This is a genomic window from Pseudomonas sp. CDFA 610 (assembly GCF_021147865.1).
GTDB classification, from domain to species: domain Bacteria; phylum Pseudomonadota; class Gammaproteobacteria; order Pseudomonadales; family Pseudomonadaceae; genus Aquipseudomonas; species Aquipseudomonas alliivorans.
In genome coordinates this window covers 108,730-126,951 of record NZ_JAGTPM010000013.1, presented here as the reverse complement: position 1 = coordinate 126,951, position 18,222 = coordinate 108,730, and the positions used below count along the sequence as shown (strand labels likewise).

General features: G+C 60.8%; 20 protein-coding genes. 6 read left to right on the top strand and 14 right to left on the bottom strand.

Annotated elements, in window-relative coordinates:
• Window position 1: 1 nt before the first annotated feature.
• The 8 genes from KDX39_RS23250 to cobG all read right to left on the bottom strand — a co-directional run bounded on the left by KDX39_RS23250 (window position 2) and on the right by cobG (window position 7,643).
• Window positions 2-637: a hypothetical protein gene (locus tag KDX39_RS23250; RefSeq protein ID WP_231661928.1), complete on the bottom strand. Its 636-nt coding sequence runs from the start codon at window positions 635-637 to the stop codon at window positions 2-4.
• Between the two features lie 33 nt (window positions 638-670).
• Complete coding sequence (locus KDX39_RS23245) at window positions 671-1,303, bottom strand: hypothetical protein (protein ID WP_231661927.1); 633 nt, start codon at window positions 1,301-1,303, stop codon at window positions 671-673.
• Window positions 1,290-2,021, bottom strand: a complete 732-nt coding sequence (locus KDX39_RS23240; protein ID WP_231661926.1) for a hypothetical protein — start codon at window positions 2,019-2,021, stop codon at window positions 1,290-1,292. The genes KDX39_RS23245 and KDX39_RS23240 overlap by 14 nt, the downstream gene beginning before the upstream one ends.
• A gap of 51 nt (window positions 2,022-2,072) precedes the next feature.
• A complete protein-coding gene (locus tag KDX39_RS23235) occupies window positions 2,073-2,903 on the bottom strand; it encodes a hypothetical protein (protein WP_231661925.1) in 831 nt (276 codons plus the stop codon).
• A gap of 346 nt (window positions 2,904-3,249) precedes the next feature.
• Window positions 3,250-4,950 carry a precorrin-3B C(17)-methyltransferase gene (gene cobJ / locus KDX39_RS23230; RefSeq protein WP_231661924.1) on the bottom strand — a complete coding sequence of 567 codons (1,701 nt, stop codon included), beginning with the start codon at window positions 4,948-4,950 and terminating at the stop codon, window positions 3,250-3,252.
• Window positions 4,950-5,681: a precorrin-2 C(20)-methyltransferase gene (locus tag KDX39_RS23225; RefSeq protein WP_231661990.1), complete on the bottom strand. Its 732-nt coding sequence runs from the start codon at window positions 5,679-5,681 to the stop codon at window positions 4,950-4,952. The genes cobJ and KDX39_RS23225 overlap by 1 nt, the downstream gene beginning before the upstream one ends.
• Window positions 5,681-6,307, bottom strand: coding sequence for a precorrin-8X methylmutase (locus tag KDX39_RS23220; RefSeq protein ID WP_099227085.1), 627 nt, complete (start codon window positions 6,305-6,307; stop codon window positions 5,681-5,683). The genes KDX39_RS23225 and KDX39_RS23220 overlap by 1 nt, the downstream gene beginning before the upstream one ends.
• Window positions 6,300-7,643, bottom strand: coding sequence for a precorrin-3B synthase (cobG, locus tag KDX39_RS23215; RefSeq protein WP_269439975.1), 1,344 nt, complete (start codon window positions 7,641-7,643; stop codon window positions 6,300-6,302). The genes KDX39_RS23220 and cobG overlap by 8 nt, the downstream gene beginning before the upstream one ends.
• A gap of 154 nt (window positions 7,644-7,797) precedes the next feature.
• Between cobG and cbiE the strand changes: the two genes are divergently transcribed.
• From cbiE to KDX39_RS23190, 5 genes are all read left to right on the top strand, one after another.
• The gene (gene cbiE / locus KDX39_RS23210) at window positions 7,798-9,000 is read left to right on the top strand and encodes a precorrin-6y C5,15-methyltransferase (decarboxylating) subunit CbiE (RefSeq protein ID WP_231661923.1); all 1,203 of its coding nucleotides are present in this window, start codon (window positions 7,798-7,800) and stop codon (window positions 8,998-9,000) included.
• The gene (locus tag KDX39_RS23205; protein WP_231661922.1) at window positions 9,000-10,112 is read left to right on the top strand and encodes a cobalt-precorrin-5B (C(1))-methyltransferase; all 1,113 of its coding nucleotides are present in this window, start codon (window positions 9,000-9,002) and stop codon (window positions 10,110-10,112) included. Before cbiE ends, KDX39_RS23205 begins: the two co-directional genes overlap by 1 nt.
• A complete protein-coding gene (locus KDX39_RS23200; RefSeq protein WP_231661921.1) occupies window positions 10,109-10,825 on the top strand; it encodes a cobalt-precorrin-6A reductase in 717 nt (238 codons plus the stop codon). The genes KDX39_RS23205 and KDX39_RS23200 overlap by 4 nt, the downstream gene beginning before the upstream one ends.
• 153 nt (window positions 10,826-10,978) lie before the next feature.
• Entirely contained in the window at window positions 10,979-11,134 is a 156-nt protein-coding gene (arfA, locus tag KDX39_RS23195) for an alternative ribosome rescue factor ArfA (RefSeq protein ID WP_099227090.1), read from the top strand.
• Between the two features lie 83 nt (window positions 11,135-11,217).
• Window positions 11,218-12,546, top strand: coding sequence for a lytic murein transglycosylase (locus KDX39_RS23190; RefSeq protein WP_231661920.1), 1,329 nt, complete (start codon window positions 11,218-11,220; stop codon window positions 12,544-12,546).
• A gap of 201 nt (window positions 12,547-12,747) precedes the next feature.
• On the opposite strand, the gene lipA is transcribed toward KDX39_RS23190, so the two are convergent.
• From lipA to KDX39_RS23170, 4 genes are all read right to left on the bottom strand, one after another.
• A complete protein-coding gene (gene lipA, locus KDX39_RS23185) occupies window positions 12,748-13,755 on the bottom strand; it encodes a lipoyl synthase (RefSeq protein WP_099227092.1) in 1,008 nt (335 codons plus the stop codon).
• Window positions 13,748-14,404, bottom strand: coding sequence for a lipoyl(octanoyl) transferase LipB (lipB, locus tag KDX39_RS23180; RefSeq protein ID WP_231661919.1), 657 nt, complete (start codon window positions 14,402-14,404; stop codon window positions 13,748-13,750). The genes lipA and lipB overlap by 8 nt, the downstream gene beginning before the upstream one ends.
• Window positions 14,404-14,679: a DUF493 domain-containing protein gene (locus KDX39_RS23175; RefSeq protein WP_004885838.1), complete on the bottom strand. Its 276-nt coding sequence runs from the start codon at window positions 14,677-14,679 to the stop codon at window positions 14,404-14,406. Before KDX39_RS23175 ends, lipB begins: the two co-directional genes overlap by 1 nt.
• Before the next feature lie 94 nt (window positions 14,680-14,773).
• Complete coding sequence (locus KDX39_RS23170; RefSeq protein WP_184323525.1) at window positions 14,774-15,934, bottom strand: D-alanyl-D-alanine carboxypeptidase family protein; 1,161 nt, start codon at window positions 15,932-15,934, stop codon at window positions 14,774-14,776.
• A 19-nt stretch (window positions 15,935-15,953) separates the two neighbouring features.
• Here KDX39_RS23170 and KDX39_RS23165 point away from each other — a divergent pair, with 19 nt between their 5' ends.
• Window positions 15,954-16,169 carry a hypothetical protein gene (locus KDX39_RS23165; RefSeq protein WP_231661918.1) on the top strand — a complete coding sequence of 72 codons (216 nt, stop codon included), beginning with the start codon at window positions 15,954-15,956 and terminating at the stop codon, window positions 16,167-16,169.
• A gap of 6 nt (window positions 16,170-16,175) precedes the next feature.
• Here the strand turns inward: KDX39_RS23165 and KDX39_RS23160 are convergent, their stop codons facing one another.
• Both KDX39_RS23160 and mltB read right to left on the bottom strand, forming a co-directional pair.
• Window positions 16,176-17,201, bottom strand: a complete 1,026-nt coding sequence (locus tag KDX39_RS23160; protein WP_231661917.1) for a septal ring lytic transglycosylase RlpA family protein — start codon at window positions 17,199-17,201, stop codon at window positions 16,176-16,178.
• Window positions 17,201-18,220 carry a lytic murein transglycosylase B gene (gene mltB, locus KDX39_RS23155; RefSeq protein WP_371321857.1) on the bottom strand — a complete coding sequence of 340 codons (1,020 nt, stop codon included), beginning with the start codon at window positions 18,218-18,220 and terminating at the stop codon, window positions 17,201-17,203. The genes KDX39_RS23160 and mltB overlap by 1 nt, the downstream gene beginning before the upstream one ends.
• Window positions 18,221-18,222 lie beyond the last annotated feature (2 nt).

Genomic DNA, 18,222 nt, shown 5'->3' with positions numbered 1-18,222 from the left:
TTCAGATATGAATCGCACGGATCATGCTTTTGCTCCTTCCAGCCAGATAACGGATCACATCCTCGCGATGCGCTGCGTAGGTCTGACTATCGAAGGTGTAACTACCCCCCTTGAAAAAGAACAGCAACCTGCGCCCGCCAGCCGAATAAGTATCCGCGACCAACTGCAGACCACAGAGCAGCATCAGGACCTGACCGTTACCCATCTTTGCACAGGGTACGATCTGAAAGCTGCCAAGACGTGATCTTCCTGAGCCCGATTGAAAATAGACACCTGCTGCCTGATAGATGCCCGCCGCCTCGAATGAACGGCGGACAAGATCTCCGAGCAATTGGTGATCACCCACACCCCTGATGGCAAAAGTCGCACGCCTCAAGTCCTCCACGCTGCTGACCAGCAGCGAATCATCCATGACCAGACTCTGGGAATGCACGCCGCGATAACGGAGTCTGCTGCGGTAGTAGTGCATCCAGCTGCTCCATTGTTTTTCGAAGTCCAGGTGCGCTCCAGCAAACAGCTGGGCGTCCAGCAGTACGTCTTGAAGATCCTGTCGCTCCTGCACAGACAGACCGGGCAAAAATGTCACCAGGCTTGGTATGCCACCCAGATAGACAGCGTTGGTTTCGTCCACGCTCATGGTGATAATCCCCTCCATGGGATTGGGTACAGATTACAAACGAATGACTTCCCTTTTGGCATGGCTGGCCAGCTCATCCTGAATACGTGCACGGGCAGGATCGAACAGTTCGCGGCTGAACCGGTAAGCAGTGCCGGCACAGTCAACCCTCATCTCGCCATTGAGTACCTCCCACGGGAAAAATCCTTTCCTGATTGCCATTGTGGTCATTTGCAGACCGCACAGCATGATGGAGACCTCGCCCTCGTCAGCCTTGACACAGGGCACTACCTGAATACTTTCGGATCGCCCCGAGCTGAACCATGAGTTGAAAAACGCCTTTGCGTGTCCGCTATTCATCAGCGTATCGAATGAACGGCCGAACAGTTCACGGAGCTCGGATGACGGGAATCCATTCAAAAAGGGTTGGTGCATCAAGTCGCGAAGACGACGAATCATGAACGTCGTATCGGCGATGATTGCGGTACGCTGCGCTCCGGCATCGCCCACGGATCTTCGGTAAGCCTCCAGCCACCCCCTCCAGTTGCGTTGCACCGACGTCTCGCCATCGGCGCGAAGCTGCGCATAGAGAAGGCAGTCCATAATGTCCTGCCGCAGACCGGCATCGATGCCCTCATCGAACGAGACCAGGCTGTTGCTGTGCAAAATGCTTTCATTGAGCGACATGCGCCACCTCCCCGAGCGAAAGGGTCAGCGAAGGATCCTGCTTTAGCAGGGCGGTATGGAACACTTCGCGAAATGGCGCATAGACCTGATCCATCAACTGCATCGAGTAGGCGGTCACCTCGACATTTCCCAGGATCTGTCCGGGCTCAATCTGCTCGAAAAGAAAGTCACCCATCAGGGTCTGACGGGTCTTGAAATGCACCAGCGCAAGTTCAAGAGTGCGATCAGCGGTAACGAACCCCAATTGCAGTGCCAAGGTACTCTGCCCTGCCCTGGCTCTGCACGAAGGATCATTGCTCTCGGCCAGGGAGTACTCGACGTGCATGGCCTGACTCGCCAGCAGTTGTATCGCCGGCTGCGCCGACAATTGCGCATTCGCCAACTGCATGAACGCTTCGGTTCGAGTCAGCGCCGAGTTCGAAACGGATGTGGAAAAGGCTCGAGCAGCGAGGCTCCAGACCGTATCCAGCGTCCCCTTCGCCAACGGTTCGCTTACATGTTCACTCGCTTTCAAAGCCCAGCCAAAACGCAGCGCAGCGGCGAGCCAAACCTCCTTCCAACGTTCGAAATCGTTGAATCTTTCGTGCTTTCTGGACGCCGCCAACTGGGTATACAGCATTGAATCCAGAATATCGTTTGGCCGTTCAGTCTGCTGCTCTTCGGGAAAGAACAGCAGACTGCCTGCGTTGACCATACGTCCTTTAAATACCTGTTCCATTCTCAGTTCCTTCTGAAAGTTGCGGAAGCACGAGGCTTCCGCAAGCAAGAATCAGATATCAAATTCTTCGAGAGCACTTTTGGCGTTATCGCCCAGTTTCTTCTGAACCACATCGCGAACGCTGGCATAGACGCGAGTGTTGAGCACCAGGCTGTTTTCACCTTTATAGGTCTCGACATCCGAACTCTGCCACTCCCAGAACATGACATTGGTCACGCCTATGTTGCTGCTGAAGGCAACCGCGCCCATGGCCAGGCTGACATCGCCATCGGCAGACTGGGCGCAGGCGGCGATGCGGAAGTTACCGCCACGGTGGGTCTTGGTCTGGCGCTCGAAAAGACGCAGTGGCTCCTTCTTGGCGCTCAGGGTTGTAACGGCATCCTTGGCCACTTTCAACATGGCGACCGACGCGGGTCCCGGCAGCGTTGCGGCGGAGATCGCCGAGCCCAGAATCTCCAGACCGACTTCATCCATCGTAAAACGTTGCTGCGTGGCGCGATAACGAGCATAGCTCCAGTTTGTCGAGAGCCAGCCAAGCGCCGACAGTACCTTGTTGAACAAGCCGTACCACAGATCACTCTGAAGTTCGGGATTGAATTTTTCGTTGGCGACCAGTGTGGCGTAGAGCAAGGAGTCCATTACGTCATCCTTGTTCTGACGCGATACACCCTCGGTAAATGCGATCAGGGTGCCCGCCGCTACCGCAGCCACTGCGCCATTTTCACCCTCTTGAGGATCCGAAAGCGGACTTGCAGATGCCGAACGCGCAGCCAGCGCGTCAACATGCTCGACAAGCGAAAGGGAAGCGTCAGCCAGCTCATAGTTGGCCAAACCTGCGAAGTCGACCTGATCAATACTGTTCATGGTTGTTTCGTTTTTCATTTCATTAGTCCTTTAATTCATGAAAGTCCTTGTGGACGCCACCGAGAATAACCAAACAATCAATCGGGCGTTCTGCTGACCGCACCAGCAAAGAGCCCGCTCATGATGGACATCAAATGGGTTAGTTAAAAAAAACGTGACTCGGTCCATGGATCACAGCCCACGAAATATAAGGCCTCATGAACTTTCACAAGACAGCAGAGGAAAACGACTACGTTGCCCATCGCTCAGAGGGAATACATTCATTCAGACCGGGGATTAAAAACCTTCGAGATCGCAGCACACAGGCGGATAAGCTTCGGCGTTTTCCCACCTCCTTGTGGAAGAACGCCGAGAGTCAGTTACGTTATTTCGCCGGTTTGGCGCCGTACCAGCGTGGCGTGTAGACCCACAGACCACCCTCATTGCGAGGAAAGGTACAGGTCAGGGAAGAACCGATCAGAACCATGGTGCGCATGTCTACCTGCTCGGGCGTCAATTCGTCCAGCGTGATGATGCGCAGGGTCTGACCCGGACGACCAATGTCACGGCCCAGTGTGACCGGCGTTTCTGGCGTGCGATGCTGACGCACGATCTCCAGCGCCCGGCCCAGTTGCCAGGGCCGCGAGCGGGAAATCGGGTTGTAGAACGCCAGCGCCAGATCAGCCTGACAAGCGAGGTCCAGACGTTTTTCGATGACGTCCCACGGTTTGAGATTGTCCGACAGCGACAGCACGCAGAAATCATGCCCCAGGGGTGCGCCGGCCTGAGCGGCAGTGGCGAGCGAGGCAGAAACGCCGGGCAGGATTTCCAGCTCGACGGCATGCCACTGCGAATTGTCTGACTCATGCAGCGCTTCGAGCACAGCCGAGGCCATGGCGAACACGCCGGGATCGCCCGACGACACCACCACCACTGAACGGCCTTGTGCCGCGAGCTCGAACGCATGGCGCGCACGCATCATCTCTTCGCGGTTATCGGTGCAGTGCAGCACCTGATCCGCACGAAACGGCCCGGCCATGCGCACGTAGGTTTCGTAACCCAGTACGTCATTGGCCCGCGCCAGCTCTGCCTTGACCGCTGGCACCATCAGGTCCGCAGCCCCCGGGCCCAGGCCGATCACAGCAAGACGCCCACGGCCACGACCGATATGGCTCACGTCCAGCGGCTCAGCTGCGACGGCGATGGCCATGCCCGGACGGCTCACGGGTGGCAGTAACTGCGGCACGGCGCTCATCGCCATGTGACTGGCCGAGCCTGCCGTGACAAAGCGCACCGGCACATCCAGCTCATCTGCCGCCTGATGCAGCAGCGCGTTGGCCATGTGTTGCTCACTTGCCAGGAGGCAAGCCAGAGACTGTTCGGCAATTCGAGCGTCACGCAGGGCCTGACGAACCTGCGACGCCATTTCAGGTGAGCACTCGTCCACCGCCACCAGCACATTGCGCGGATAGATCAGCAGTTCGCTGGCCGACGGCTCACGCAGCCCGGAGCCGATGTGGATGGTCAGCTCTGCCTGCGGGTCTTCGGGCAGTTGCGCCTGAGCCAGCCAGGGCGCGTCGCCTTCGATGCGCACCTGTTCGCCGGATAGCAGATCGGACACGAAGCGCTTGCCCAGTTCCAGATCGCCCAAGGCATAGCCACTTGGAGGATTGAGCAGGCAGGTGCCGAATCGCAGTTCACCGCTGGTGGTGATCGCCGGATTGACTGCAAGGCCTGCGGCAATCGTACGGGCCATGACGTTGACACCACCCAGCCCGCCCAGCAGCGGCACCACCGCGCTGCCGTCTTCGGCCACGGCCAGCACCGGCGGCTCGACGCCCTTCTCCAGTAACAACGACGCCAGGGTGCGAATCACGATGCCCGCCGCGCACAGCGCAATGATCGGGGTGTTCTGCCGGTACAGCTGACGCACGGTGGCGCCAAACTCGGTGTAGGTGCTGTCCGCACCCTGCACCCGCTCGGCCAGACCGTGGACCACTGCATCGGGATACAGACGCTGGATACGTCGCGCGGTCGTCAGGCTGCCGTTGCCAAGAATGATGATGGCTGGAGTGTTGTGCGCCATCAGCCTTGCCACCTGTCGCCGGGAACGATGATCAGCGAGAAATAGGGCGAGGACATCGGGTCGACCTGATCCAGCGGTACGATCTTCTGATTGGCCATGGTGGCCCGCTCGACGTACAGCGCGCGTTCGTGCATCCCCAGTTCGGTCAGCACTTCACGCACCTTATGGAAGTTGCGGCCCAGCTTCATGATCACCGCGGCGTCGGCATCGGCGAGCTTGCGTTTCAGGTCGTCATGAGAGAGCACGCCAGACAGCACCGACAGACTCTGATTGCGATACACCAGCGGCGCACCCAGCACCGAAGCGCCCCCCAGCATCGAGCAGACGCCGGGAATCACTTCAGCCTCATAACGCTCAGCCAGACGGTCATGCAGGTACATATAAGAACCGTAAAAGAACGGGTCGCCTTCGCAAATCACCGCCACGTCCCGGCCGGCATCCAGATGCGCAGCGATCAGCAGGCTCGACTCGTCGTAGAAATCGCTGATGACTTTTTCGTACGACAGCGGCGCAGGCAGCGCTTCAGTGGTGACCGGGTAGACCAGCGGCATCAGCGTCTGCACCCCCTGAAGGTGCGCCTCAATGATGCCGAACGCGTTGCCTTTCTTGCCCTTGGCCACGAAATACGCGACCACCGGCGACTCGCGCAGCAGGCGTAGCGCCTTGACGGTGATCAGCTCCGGGTCGCCGGGGCCGACGCCCAGACCGATCAATCGACCGCGTGCCTGCATCATTCGATCTCCGTGGCCAGTGCGTTGACGGCGGCCACGGCCATGGCGCTGCCGCCACGACGGCCCTGCATGATCACGAACGGCACCCCACGGCTGTCAGCGGCGAGCATGGCCTTGGATTCGGCAGCGCCGACAAAACCTACCGGGAAGCCGAGGATCAACGCAGGCTTTGGTGCACCGGCATCGAGCATTTCCAGCAGGTAGAACAGCGCTGTCGGCGCATTGCCGATGACCACCACGCTGCCTTCCAGATGCGGACGCCAACGTTCCAGGGCCACGGCGGAGCGGGTGTTGCCCAGCTCCAGCGCCATTTCCCGCACGCCTTCGTCGTGCAGAGTGCAGATGATTTCGTTATTGGCAGGCAGGCGCGTGCGTGTGATGCCTTCGGAAACCATGCGCGCATCACAGAGGATAGGCGCGCCTGCAGCCAGCGCATCACGCCCGGCCTTGCCGGCACCCGGAGAGAAGCGCAGGTCTTCGATGACCTCGACCATCCCGCAGGCGTGAATCACGCGCACCGCGAGTTTTTCCAGGTCGGCAGGGATCGTGTCCAGGCGCGCTTCGGCGCGAATGATCGAGAAGGAGTTGCGATAAATCTCCTGACCATCGCGGATGTAATCAATCATGCATGTTGCTCCGTGAGTCGGCGTTCAACAGCGCACCGACTGCTTCAATAGTGAGGTCACGCGCACGCAGCACACCGAAACCGGTATGGGCTGCGTCGCGAAAATAAAGGTCATAGCGGCCGGGCGAGACGGCCAGCAGGGTCACGGGTGCCACATGCGCCGCTGCGCATGAGCGTCGGCAGCCCGTGAGGTGTACCGCCTGGCTATCATGCAAGCTCGTTGCCAGCAATCGAGCGTCAGCCTTGGTATCGGCCAGTCCCTTGCCACACCCGGCCGAACCGGTGCAGGCGACGAGGTGCGCCAGCGGCTGCCCGACCGAACCGATCAGGCCGGCAGTCTGCAACGCATCGAGAGCATCCGGCCCTCGTTCGACCGTAACGTTGGGCACCATCAGGCTTTGCCAGGGCGTCAGGCGCAAAGAGCCGTCGCCCTGTTCCGTAGCCAGTCGCGCGACGGCCGACAGCATTCCGGCATCGAGACGTCCCAGCGGCACGGCAGCGCCAACCGCAACCAGGCCTGGATCAGCCTGTGGATAAATCCCGATGTGACGATCATGCAGGATGGCAGGACGTTGCCAGCCCGTAATTCCGGGTTCGACGCACAGGGCGACGTTCAAACGCGCCGAAAGCCGGCTGAGAATTTCGTCGCTCGATACCTCGGCCAGCAGATGGCGCATGCGAGTGTGTTCCGGGCGCGCCAGCTCGAGAAACAGCTCAAGCAACGCCACGACCAGTGCCTGACCATGGACCACAGGCACCGCGGCCAGAGGGTTGTCACGGGCCGGACAGCCTGCCAGACCGAACGCCAGCAGCACTTGGCCGTCATGCTCAAGCGCCGAAAGCCAGAGGTCGTGAGGATGCTCCAGCATCACCAGCGCTTCGCCAGCGTCCAGAGAAATCGCGAACTTGGGCGACAACTCGTGAAAGCGTGGATGCGTTTCCAGCGCCGCCAGAATCTGCGTCGCCAGCGGCCGGGCATCGAACAGCATCTGCGCGTCCAGCCCTGCGACCGGGCTGAGCATCAGGTTGCGCACATCGTCGCTGTCCGGATTTTCCGGGCCAAGACCTGCATCCATAAGCACGCGGATCAGTCCGTCATGGTCGTCGCCCACGCCGCGAATCTGCAGATTGGAGCGGTTAGTGGCTTCGATCACGCCCTGTGCATAGGTCCGAGCCGCATGGGCCACAGCCTGCGCCTGCGCGGCCAGCAGCACCCCGCCGGGCAGTTTGATCCGGCAGATGCCACCGTCCAGCGCCGGGACGATACGCAGCAACCCCGGACAGGCCGAGGGGCGTAGCGTTGCGCGGGATGTGCGAGCGGACTTCTGCTCGTTCAATGGATCACCTGGCAGGAACTGGCTGAACTGACTGAGACTGGCTGCAACCGTCCATGGATTAGAGCACTTGTACCCCGTCGGGCGCGGTATTATGCCTGCTTTGTCCGCAGGCATGAAAAGGCGCTCTGTCGGAAGTTCGGATTGAGGGGTATGCATGTCGCCTTGGCTGACAGTCGTGGGAATCGGAGAAGACGGTTACAAAGGCCTGGGCAGGAACGCCCGGCACGCGCTGCTGCATGCCGATCAAGTGTTCGGCGGGCCACGCCAGCTGGCCTTGCTGCCGCCTTGCATCCGCGCGGAACGTCGGGCATGGCCGAGTCCTTTTTCGCTGAATCCAGTGCTTGAACAGCGCGGTGCCGAAGTCTGCGTGCTGGCCAGCGGTGACCCGATGCTGTTTGGCGTCGGTGCCAGTCTGAGCCGTGTCGTGACCATTGATGAGATGCGTATCCTGCCTGCGCCTTCCTCCTATTCTCTGGCCGCAGCGCGGCTCGGCTGGCCATTGCAGGACGTGGTTACCCTGTCCGTCGTCGCCCGCCCCGTCGCCGCGCTCAATGCACATATTCATCATGGCGTGCGCCTGTTGGTGCTGAGCAACGACGGCAGCAGCCCGGCAATCATTGCCGGCCTGTTGCGTGAGCGCGGTTTCGGCCCCAGTCACATGACCGTGCTGGAACACCTGGGCGGCGATGCAGAGCGGCGTGTAGACGGGCTGGCCAGCGAGTGGGGCAACCCCGACATTGCAGCGTTGAATCTGGTCGCCATCGACTGCCGCGCCGATGCCAATGCCACACGCCTGACGACGCTGGCAGGCTTGCCGGACAGTGCGTTCGAGCATGACGGCCAGTTGACCAAGCGTGACGTCAGAGCCATCACGCTGGCCCGTCTGGCACCGGTGCCGGGCGAACTGCTGTGGGACGTCGGTGCCGGTTGCGGTTCCATCGGCATTGAGTGGATGCGTGCCCACCCGACCTGCCGCACGTTGGCCATCGAGGCCGACGAAGGACGGCAGCAACTGATCGAATTCAATCGCGATGCGCTCGGCGTGCCGGGTCTGCAACTGGTGCGCGGCACAGCGCCTCAGGCCTTGAATGGTCTGGAACGGCCGGACGCGATTTTCATCGGCGGCGGTGTGACCCGCACCGGCGTGCTGGAAACCTGCTGGGAGCAACTGCGCCCTGGCGGCAGGCTGGTCGCCAATGCCGTCACTCTGCAAAGCGAAACCGCACTGATGGCCTGGCGCGAGCGTCATGGCGGCGAACTGACCCGCATCCACATCGCTCATGCCCAGCCGCTGGGCGAGTTCGACACCTGGCGTCAGGCCCTGCCGATCACTCTGCTGGATATGGTCAAACCCTGATGCGCGACGAGACCGCCGAACAACCCGCACCGCTGCGCAGCGGCCTGACCACAGGCAGTTGCGCAACCGCGACCAGCCTTGCGGCGGCCCGGCTGCTGCTCTGCGGGCAAGTGAACGATGCGGTCGAGATCGTGCTGCCCAAGGGCAAACAGGTTCAGATGCGTCTGGAATTCTGCCGCCATGTGGACGGTTACGCCGAAGCGGGCACACTCAAGGATGCAGGCGACGATCCTGATGTCACCCACGGCGCGCTGGTATTCGCCCGCGTCAGGCTTGAGTCTGCACCCGGTGTGCGCTTCGTGGCGGGCACCGGAGTGGGCACGGTGACGCGCCCCGGTCTGGTGCTGGGCGTCGGTGAGCCCGCCATCAACCCTGTTCCACGTCGCATGATGACCCAACACTTGATGGGGCTGGCGGAGTCGCTGGATTACGACGGTGGTTTCGAAGTCACGATCGGCGTCGAGGGTGGCGAAGCACTGGCGCTCAAGACGATGAACCCGCGTTTGGGGATTCTCGGCGGGCTGTCGATTCTGGGCACCAGCGGTATCGTCCGGCCGTTTTCCTGCGCGGCCTACATCGCGTCGATTCATCAGGGTATCGATGTAGCGTTCACCAACGGCTACGCGCACATCGCCGCCTGCACCGGTAACGCCAGCGAAGATACCATGCGCCGGGTCTACAACATTCCAGACATCGCCCTGATCGAAATGGGCGACTTCGTCGGCGCGGTGCTCAAACATCTGCGCAAGGTGCCTGTGACCCGGCTCAGCCTGTGCGGAGGCTTCGGCAAGATCAGCAAACTCGCCGCCGGGCATATGGACCTGCACAGTCGGCATTCCAGCATCGACCTGCCACAACTCGCCCTGTGGGCGGCAGATGTCGGGGCCGATGCTGCGTTGCAACAGCAGATACGCGACGCCAACACCAGTCAGCAGGCCTTGGCAATGAGTGCTGCTGTGGGTGTGCAGCTGGGAGATGCCGTATGCCGGCACGCCCTGAATTTCGCCCGCAGCGTGGTGCCCGCTAGCGTGCAGGTCGAGGTGTTTGCCATTGATCGTCAGGGCGGCATCGTCGGGCAGGCTGGCGTTGCCTCACGTGGAGAGACCCTATGAAACGCATTCTGTTACTGGGTGGCATTACCGAAGCCCTGGCCATCGCCCGAACCCTGGGGCCTGAGCACATTTACAGCCTGGCGGGCGTCGGTCGGGTGCCGACCGATCTGAAGTGCCAACTGAAAATCGGCGGGTATGGCGGCGCCGAAGGCATGGCGCTGTACATTCGCGAGCAAGGCGTCGACCTGCTGCTGGACGCGACGCACCCTTATGCCGCGCAAATCAGCCAAAACGCCGCACGCGCCGCAAATAGCGCCGGTATTCCCTGCTGGGCCTTGCGCCGCACCGCGTGGACAGCCGGACCCGGCGATGACTGGCGCGAAGTGGCTGACTGGTCGGAACTGGTCGCGGCACTGGCACCGTTCAAGCGTCCGTTCTTCACCCTGGGCCGCGAGCCGCTGCAACATCTGGAAGAGATTCCCGAACACCAGTTCTGGACCCTTCGCGCACTGGACAGCTATCCCGGCAACGAGCGTTGCGACGTCATCGGCGCCCGCGGCCCTTTCCAACTGGAAGATGAACGACAGTTGTTCGAGCAACGCCAGATCGATGTGCTGATCAGCAAGAACAGCGGTAGCGACTCCACCGAACCCAAGCTCGACATTGCGCGCGAACGCGGCGTGCCAGTGCTGATCCTGAAACGGCCTGAATTGCCGGAAGTGGATCGGGTGTTCAGGACTGTGGATGAGGTGTTGCGAGCGCTTGAGTCATGACAGGCTGAGCACCGATGCGGGTTCGTGCAGCCTTGCAGCGACCGGGCCCAGGTATCGCCGATACGGCCATAGCACACTTCTATTGGACACACGCCCTACCCTGCCCGATCATTCCCGGCATACCGCAACACCCCTCCCAAGGAGCACCCTGCCATGAGCAAGCCAAAGCGGCCGAACAAGGCCAAATCCATCGTCGCCCAACCGTTGTTCCGAAGCCGACAGGAACGACCCGCCAAGGGCAAAGGCAGCTACCGCCGCGAAGCCTTCCAGTCTAAAAGCTGGGAGGCTTCTTCCGTTATAGCGGCCTGATATCAAGCTACATCTCCGGGGCGCTTTTGGATGCGTGGCCGTGTTATGGTCTGCACCTAACGGTAATACCCTTGGACTCAAGCATGCCTTCTTGTTTTACCCATCGCCCGCAGTTGCGCCAACTCATCGCCGCCTCCAGCCTTGTCGCATTGGTAGCTTGCGCAGAAAAACCCACTGCAGCCGATGCCACGCCTCTCCAAGCCGCCAAAGCCCAGACCGCCGCTCCGGCCGTTGCGCCCACACCTGCATTGGTTGTCGATGATTCCCTGACCATTCAACCCGCCGTCAGCTTCGCTGAATGGCAGGCGGGCTTCCGCGCTCAGGCGCTGAAGGCCGGGATCCGCGCGGACGTCTTTGATCAGGCATTTGCCGGGGTCACGCCGGACATGAGCGTCGTCAAGGCAGACCGCAGCCAGCCCGAGTTCAGCCGCCCGGTGTGGGAATACCTGGATGGCGCGATTTCCGCCGCCCGAGTGCGCAAGGGTCAGGCACTGCTTTCGCAATACGCCGATGATCTGCAGAAGATCGAACAGCAGTACGGCGTGGACCGTCAGGCACTGGTCGCGGTGTGGGGCATGGAGAGTAACTTCGGGCAGTTCCAGGGTTCGCAGTCAGTCATCCGCTCGCTGGCAACCCTGGCCTATGAAGGCCGCCGTCCGGGCTTTGCACAGAGCCAATTGCTCGCCGCACTGGAAATCCTTCAGCATGGCGACATCACGCCAGACAGAATGCTGGGCTCCTGGGCTGGCGCGATGGGCCAGACCCAGTTCATCCCGACCACGTACAACACGCACGCCGTTGACTTCGATGGCGACGGCCGTCGTGACATCTGGAACACGCCAGCCGACGCTCTCGCCTCCACTGCGCATTACCTGCAAAGCTCCGGCTGGCAGCGTGGTCAGCCGTGGGGCTTTGAGGTTGTTCTGAGTTCAGGTTTCGACTATTCACTCGCCGACTCGACGACTCGCAAGAGCCTGGCCGAATGGCAGCAATTGGGTTTGAAACAGCCTGACGGCTCAGCGATTCCGGTCGCGGCCAGTCAACAACAGGCAGCGCTGCTGTTGCCCGCTGGCTATCGTGGCCCAGCGTTCCTGGTGCTGGATAACTTCCGCGCGATCCTGAAGTACAACAACTCGACCTCCTATGCCTTGGCGATCAGTCTGCTTTCGGACCGGTTCAAGGGTGCAGGCTATGTCGTGGGCAGTTGGCCACGCGCAGACGTGCCACTGAGCCGCTCCGAGCGCATCGAGCTGCAAACCCTGCTCTCCGCCCGTCAGTACGACGCAGGCGCGCCAGACGGCATCATCGGTGCCAACACACGCAAGGCCATCCGCAGCGCTCAACAATCATTCGGCTGGCCCGCCGATGGTTACCCGACGCATGAATTGCTGAACAACCTGCGCAAGCCCTGAAAAAGGTGACGTAGAGCGTCACGGGCTGCATGTCCCGACAGAACGTGGGCACGATCACCACGCCTTATACCGATCGTTCCCATGCTCTGCGTGGGATGCCTCTCAGGACGTTACGCGTTCCGGATCGCAGGCCCACTCAATAGTCCCGAAATAAAAAAGGCCAGGTATCGCTACCTGGCCTTGTGGTATTGCCGCGTACCGTCAGAGCATCGCCTTGGCGATCTTGGCCTGCTCATCAGCGTGGTACGAAGAACGTACCAGCGGGCCTGAGGCAACGTTCTTGAAGCCCATCTTGTAACCTTCCTCGGCGAACCAGGCGAATACATCAGGGTGCACAAAGCGCTGTACGGGCAAATGGTTACGCGAAGGCTGCAGGTACTGACCCAGCGTGAGCATGTCGATGTCGTGCTCGCGCATGCGCTGCATGACTTCGATGACTTCCTCGTCGGTCTCGCCCAGACCCAGCATCAGGCCGGACTTGGTCGGTACGTGCGGGACCATCTGCTTGAAGCGTTGCAGCAGGGTCAGTGACCACTGGTAATCCGACCCCGGACGCGCAGCCTTGTAAAGGCGCGGCACGGTTTCCAGGTTGTGGTTGAACACATCAGGTGGCTCGGCGGCGGTGATTTCCAGCGCCACGTCCATGCGACCACGGTAATCCGGCACCAGCGTCTCGAGCTGAACGCCCGGCGACAGCTTGCGTATTTCGCGGATGCAGTCGGCAAAGTGCTGAGCGCCACCGTCACGCAGATCGTCGCGGTCAACCGAGGTGATCACAACGTATTTCAGACGCAGGTCGGCAATCGCGACGGCCAGGTTCATCGGCTCATCGGTGTCCAGCGCCTTCGGACGGCCATGACCCACGTCACAGAACGGGCAGCGACGGGTGCAGATGTCGCCCATGATCATGAACGTCGCGGTACCGCCGGAGAAGCACTCGCCCAGGTTCGGGCAGGACGCTTCTTCACAGACGCTGTGCAGCTTGTGTTTGCGCAGCAGTTGCTTGATACGGTCGACTTCCGGGGAAACCGGAATGCGTACACGAATCCAGTCAGGCTTTTTCGGCAGATCGACGGTCGGAATGATCTTCACCGGGATGCGCGCAACCTTCTCCGCGCCGCGCAGCTTCACGCCGGCTTCGACTTTCGGACGGGCCACACGCTCGGATACGTCGAGCGCCGGGATCAGGGTTTGCACGGTTTCAGTCATATTCGTTTATTCCGCCCGTTAGGGTCGCCTGCTCAGCGTAGTCGAGGTGTCTGACGAGCTGCGCGCGCAGTCGGGCACTTACCTCGGAAAATTCTATCTGCTCTGCGTGATCGCTCAGTTGGGTCATTGCCAGCCCGGCGTAGCCACACGGGTTGATCCGGCGGAACGGCTCAAGGTCCATGTCGACGTTCAGCGCCAGACCATGAAACGAGCAACCGTTGCGAATGCGCAAACCCAGCGATGCGATCTTTGCGCCATCCACATATACGCCCGGTGCATCCGCCTTGGCGGCTGCCGCCACCCCATAGCTGTTCAGCAGGGCGATGAGCGTGTTCTCGATCCGGGTCACCAGATCGCGCACGCCAAAACCGAGACGCCTGACATCCAGCATCAGGTACGCCACCAGTTGGCCCGGGCCATGATAAGTCACTTGGCCGCCACGATCGACCTGTACGACAGGAATATTGCCCGGCAGCAGCAGATGCTCTGCCTTGCCGGACTGTCCCTGGGTAAAAACAGGAGGATGCTGCACCAGCCAGACTTCGTCCGCCGCGTCTTTGCCGCGGCCATCGGTGAAGCGCTGCATGGCATGCCAGGCGGTTTCGTAATCCATCATACCCAGATCACGAAACCCCAGAGCGTCGCCCATCAGAGCACCATGTGCACGACACCCGTAGCGCGCAGAGCACTATTGATATCGCGCAACTGGTCTTCGCCCGTGGCGACGATATGCAGTTGTACGGTGGTGTACTTGCCGTTGCTGCTCTGACGCTCGGCGAGCGTCTTGATGTCGATCTTGGCATGTCTGCTCAAGACCTCGATCACGGCATCGGTGAAGCCGACACTGGTGTCACCGATCACTTTGATCGGGTAGTCAGCGCAGGGGAATTCGATTTTGTGCGACTTGACGTCGGTATCTGTCATGGCAGTAAAGGTCTCACAAGCCGTGACGACGGACACGCGGCCCGCTCAGATCATGAGCAGGCCGCGAGAAGGTCGGCATTGATTACTAATAAGGTCAGTTGAACAAGCCGTAGAAGAACAGGCGGATGCTATCCCACACGCGGCGGAAAATGCCACCTTCCTCCACAGGTTCCAGCGCAATCAGATTAGCGGTGTGAACCACCTTGTCTTCCATCTTCACTTCGACCTTGCCGATCACGTCGCCCTTGGCGATTGGCGCAACCAGTTGCGGGTTCATGGTCATGCTGGCAGACAGCTTCTTCATGTCGCCTTTTGGCATGGTCATGCTCAGGTCTTCAGCCAGACCGGCCTTGACCTGACGCGCCGTACCTTTCCAGACCGGAGCCTGAGCCAGTTCGGTGCCCTTCTGGTAGAAGTTCTGGGTTTCGAAGAAGCGGAAACCGTAAGTCAGCAGCTTCTGGGTTTCGGCAGCACGGGCCTGCTCGCTGTTGGTACCGAATACCACGGCAATCAGACGCATGCCGTCACGAACGGCGGAAGACACCATGCAGTAGCCTGCTTCTTCGGTGTGGCCGGTTTTCAGACCGTCAACGGTCTTGTCGCGCCACAGCAACAGGTTGCGGTTGGGCTGTTTGATGCCGTTCCAGAAGAACTCTTTCTGCGAGTAGATCGCGTAGTGAGCCGGGTCTTCGTGAATGATCGCGCGCGCCAGCTTGGCCATGTCGTGAGCCGACGAGTAATGCTCAGGGTTCGGCAGACCGGTCGGGTTCATGAAGTGGCTATTGGTCATGCCCAGATCGCCAGCCGTCTTGTTCATCATGTCGGCGAACGCGTCTTCGCTGCCGGCGATGTGCTCGGAGATCGCGACGCTGGCGTCATTACCGGACTGGATGATGATGCCGTGCAGCAGATCGCTGACGGTCACCTGGCTGCCCACCTTGATGAACATCCGCGAACCGCCTGTGCGCCAGGCGTTTTCACTGATGGTCACCGGATCGTTCTCGCCGATCTGGCCACGGCGGATTTCCAGGGTCGCGATGTACGCGGTCATCAGTTTGGTCAGGCTCGCAGGCGCCAGACGCTGATCGCCATTGTTCTCGACCAGGACGTTGCCACTGGTGGCATCCATCAGCACATACGACTTGGCGGCCAGTTGCGGCGCGGCCGGTGTCATCTGTTCCGCGGCCCAGGCAGCCGGAGTGATTATCAGGGGTACAAGCAGGCACAAACGTTTTGCAAAGGTGGTGATGTTCATCCGTCTCTCGAAAATGCTAATGGGCAAACATGCCCTTGCGGGCAAAGCTGAACAGACCGGCGAAGCGAAAACGCTTCGGTACGGCTCGTGGCGCCAGGCTGTAACCCTGGCTGACAAAGTCGCCTGTTCGACACACGACCTCGTGGGCAGTCGCCGGCAACGCCTGCCAATGGCACTGCGCGAAGCCTGCAACTGCAACTCGCCCTCCACCGCTGCCGGAGAGCGACTGTCATAAAATCCGTTACTGGTCCGATGTCACCACGCTCGGCTGACCAAGGTTGGCCGACCGGACGCTGTCCTGCAATTGCTGCGCTTCACCCGGCGTGCCGACGGGTCCCATCCTGACGCGATAAAGCGTCTGCTGATTGCGTGCTATCGAGCTCACGAAAACCGGCGCTCGAACCATCCCGCTCAGCTTCGATCTCAGGAGCTCCGCAGCGTCCGGGTTCGCGAAGGCTCCGACCTGGAGAAATAGCCCAGCGGCTTGTCCTGAATCGTTTTTTTTTGCGTCAACCTGAACCGGCACGACGGGAGCAGCATGTTGCTGAGGGGGCGGCGTGTATTGCTCGACCGTCCCGGTGGAGGTGTTCAGCGCGGGCGGTGTCGCCTGTGTCATCACTTGCGGCTGATTGAGCATCAGCGGCGCAGGACGGCCGCGCTGCGCCCACCATTCCTGTGGATCAATACCTTCGACCTTGACGCGCGCAGTGCCGCTTTCGGCGTAACCCAGCTTCTTGGCCGCCGCGTAGGACAGGTCGATGATGCGATCCGAATAGAACGGACCACGGTCGTTGACCCGCAGAATCACGGTGCGGTTGTTGTCCAGGTTGGTCACTTTGACATAGCTCGGCAGCGGCAGCGTCTTGTGCGCCGCGCTCATGCCGTACAGGTCGTAGACCTCGCCGTTGGCGGTGTTCTGACCATGAAACTTGGTGCCGTACCAGGACGCCGTACCCGACGCGACGTAGCGCTTGGACTCACTCATCGGAAAGTAGGTCTTGCCCAGCACGGTATAAGGGTTGGCCTTGTAGGGACCTGTGTGCAGGGTCGGCGTGGCATCCGGGATGCGTGAAACATCCACGTCCCACCACGGCGCGCCGTCCTTGTGGGCACGGTTGATGTCCAGACCGGGCATGGAGCGCACCACCGCGCCGCCTTTTGGCGACTGCTGTGTGGTGCGTGAAGGAGACGAGCAACTGGCGACCAACAGGGCCAGCGCTGCAAAACCCAGCAACTTCAACGGTGTACGAATCGGCAATGCCCGCATTACTTGACGCCTCGAGCTTGAACCAACGATTCAGACAGCTGATACACGGCCATGGCGTACATCACACTGCGGTTATAACGGGTGATTGCATAAAAATTATTCAGACCCATCCAGTATTCGGGACCATTGTCGCCTTCAAGGCGAAACGCTGTCACCGGCATGTCGTCGCGCAGCGCATCATGACTCGCCCAGCCCAGGCCTCGCAACTCCCCGACAGACATGACCGGATCAAGCCCCGGACTCAACCCTTCGTCGACGCGGTCGCCACGGGCATCGGCCCGGCTGACGACCTGCTGTCCGCCCACCCAGCCATGGCGCTTGAAGTAGCTGGCCACACTGCCGATGGCATCATCAGGATCGGTCCAGATGTTGATATGGCCATCACCGTCGAAGTCCACGGCGTAGGCACGAAAGCTGCTCGGCATGAATTGCGGCAGCCCCATGGCGCCAGCATAGGAACCCTTCAGGGTCAGAGGATCGACCTGTTGTTCACGCGCCAGCAGCAGAAACTCTCTCAGCTCCTTGCGGAAGAACGGTGCCCGGGGCGGATAGTCGAAGCCCAGCGTCGACAGCGCATCGATCACGCGGTAGTTGCCGGTGTTGCGACCGAAGAAGGTTTCGACGCCGATGATCGACACAATGATCTGCGCCGGTACGCCGTATTCCTGCTCGGCACGCGCCAGTGCGGCCTCATGCTGACGCCAGAAATCGACGCCGCGGGCAATGCGCGTGTCCGTGATGAACATCGGGCGGTAGTCTTTCCACTGCTTGACGCGCTCGGCAGGACGGGAGATGGCATCGAGAATCGCCTGCTTGCGCTCGACCTCCCGGAACAACCCCATCAACTGCTCGCCGGCAAAACCGTGGTCACGGGTCATCTCGCCGACGAATTCGGCCACTTGAGGTGAGCCATCGTAATCACCGGCAATGGCCTCCTGCACCGATCCAAGGATGCCCACCAGGCCGACCACCGGAGCATATCGAGCCCAGTTACGCATTGCTTGCATTGAGTTGTTCACCT

What these genes read in the sequence shown, in the direction of transcription:
- KDX39_RS23250 (WP_231661928.1), bottom strand. Translation starts at nt 637, where the DNA reads ATGAGCGTGGACGAAACCAACGCTGTCTATCTGGGTGGCATACCAAGC.
- KDX39_RS23245 (WP_231661927.1), bottom strand. Translation starts at nt 1,303, where the DNA reads ATGTCGCTCAATGAAAGCATTTTGCACAGCAACAGCCTGGTCTCGTTC.
- KDX39_RS23240 (WP_231661926.1), bottom strand. Translation starts at nt 2,021, where the DNA reads ATGGAACAGGTATTTAAAGGACGTATGGTCAACGCAGGCAGTCTGCTG.
- KDX39_RS23235 (WP_231661925.1), bottom strand. Translation starts at nt 2,903, where the DNA reads ATGAAAAACGAAACAACCATGAACAGTATTGATCAGGTCGACTTCGCA.
- cobJ (WP_231661924.1), bottom strand. Translation starts at nt 4,950, where the DNA reads ATGGCGCACAACACTCCAGCCATCATCATTCTTGGCAACGGCAGCCTG.
- KDX39_RS23225 (WP_231661990.1), bottom strand. Translation starts at nt 5,681, where the DNA reads ATGCAGGCACGCGGTCGATTGATCGGTCTGGGCGTCGGCCCCGGCGAC.
- KDX39_RS23220 (WP_099227085.1), bottom strand. Translation starts at nt 6,307, where the DNA reads ATGATTGATTACATCCGCGATGGTCAGGAGATTTATCGCAACTCCTTC.
- cbiE (WP_231661923.1), top strand. Translation starts at nt 7,798, where the DNA reads ATGTCGCCTTGGCTGACAGTCGTGGGAATCGGAGAAGACGGTTACAAA.
- KDX39_RS23205 (WP_231661922.1), top strand. Translation starts at nt 9,000, where the DNA reads ATGCGCGACGAGACCGCCGAACAACCCGCACCGCTGCGCAGCGGCCTG.
- KDX39_RS23200 (WP_231661921.1), top strand. Translation starts at nt 10,109, where the DNA reads ATGAAACGCATTCTGTTACTGGGTGGCATTACCGAAGCCCTGGCCATC.
- arfA (WP_099227090.1), top strand. Translation starts at nt 10,979, where the DNA reads ATGAGCAAGCCAAAGCGGCCGAACAAGGCCAAATCCATCGTCGCCCAA.
- KDX39_RS23190 (WP_231661920.1), top strand. Translation starts at nt 11,218, where the DNA reads ATGCCTTCTTGTTTTACCCATCGCCCGCAGTTGCGCCAACTCATCGCC.
- lipA (WP_099227092.1), bottom strand. Translation starts at nt 13,755, where the DNA reads ATGACTGAAACCGTGCAAACCCTGATCCCGGCGCTCGACGTATCCGAG.
- lipB (WP_231661919.1), bottom strand. Translation starts at nt 14,404, where the DNA reads ATGGGCGACGCTCTGGGGTTTCGTGATCTGGGTATGATGGATTACGAA.
- KDX39_RS23175 (WP_004885838.1), bottom strand. Translation starts at nt 14,679, where the DNA reads ATGACAGATACCGACGTCAAGTCGCACAAAATCGAATTCCCCTGCGCT.
- KDX39_RS23170 (WP_184323525.1), bottom strand. Translation starts at nt 15,934, where the DNA reads ATGAACATCACCACCTTTGCAAAACGTTTGTGCCTGCTTGTACCCCTG.
- KDX39_RS23165 (WP_231661918.1), top strand. Translation starts at nt 15,954, where the DNA reads ATGGGCAAACATGCCCTTGCGGGCAAAGCTGAACAGACCGGCGAAGCG.
- KDX39_RS23160 (WP_231661917.1), bottom strand. Translation starts at nt 17,201, where the DNA reads ATGCGGGCATTGCCGATTCGTACACCGTTGAAGTTGCTGGGTTTTGCA.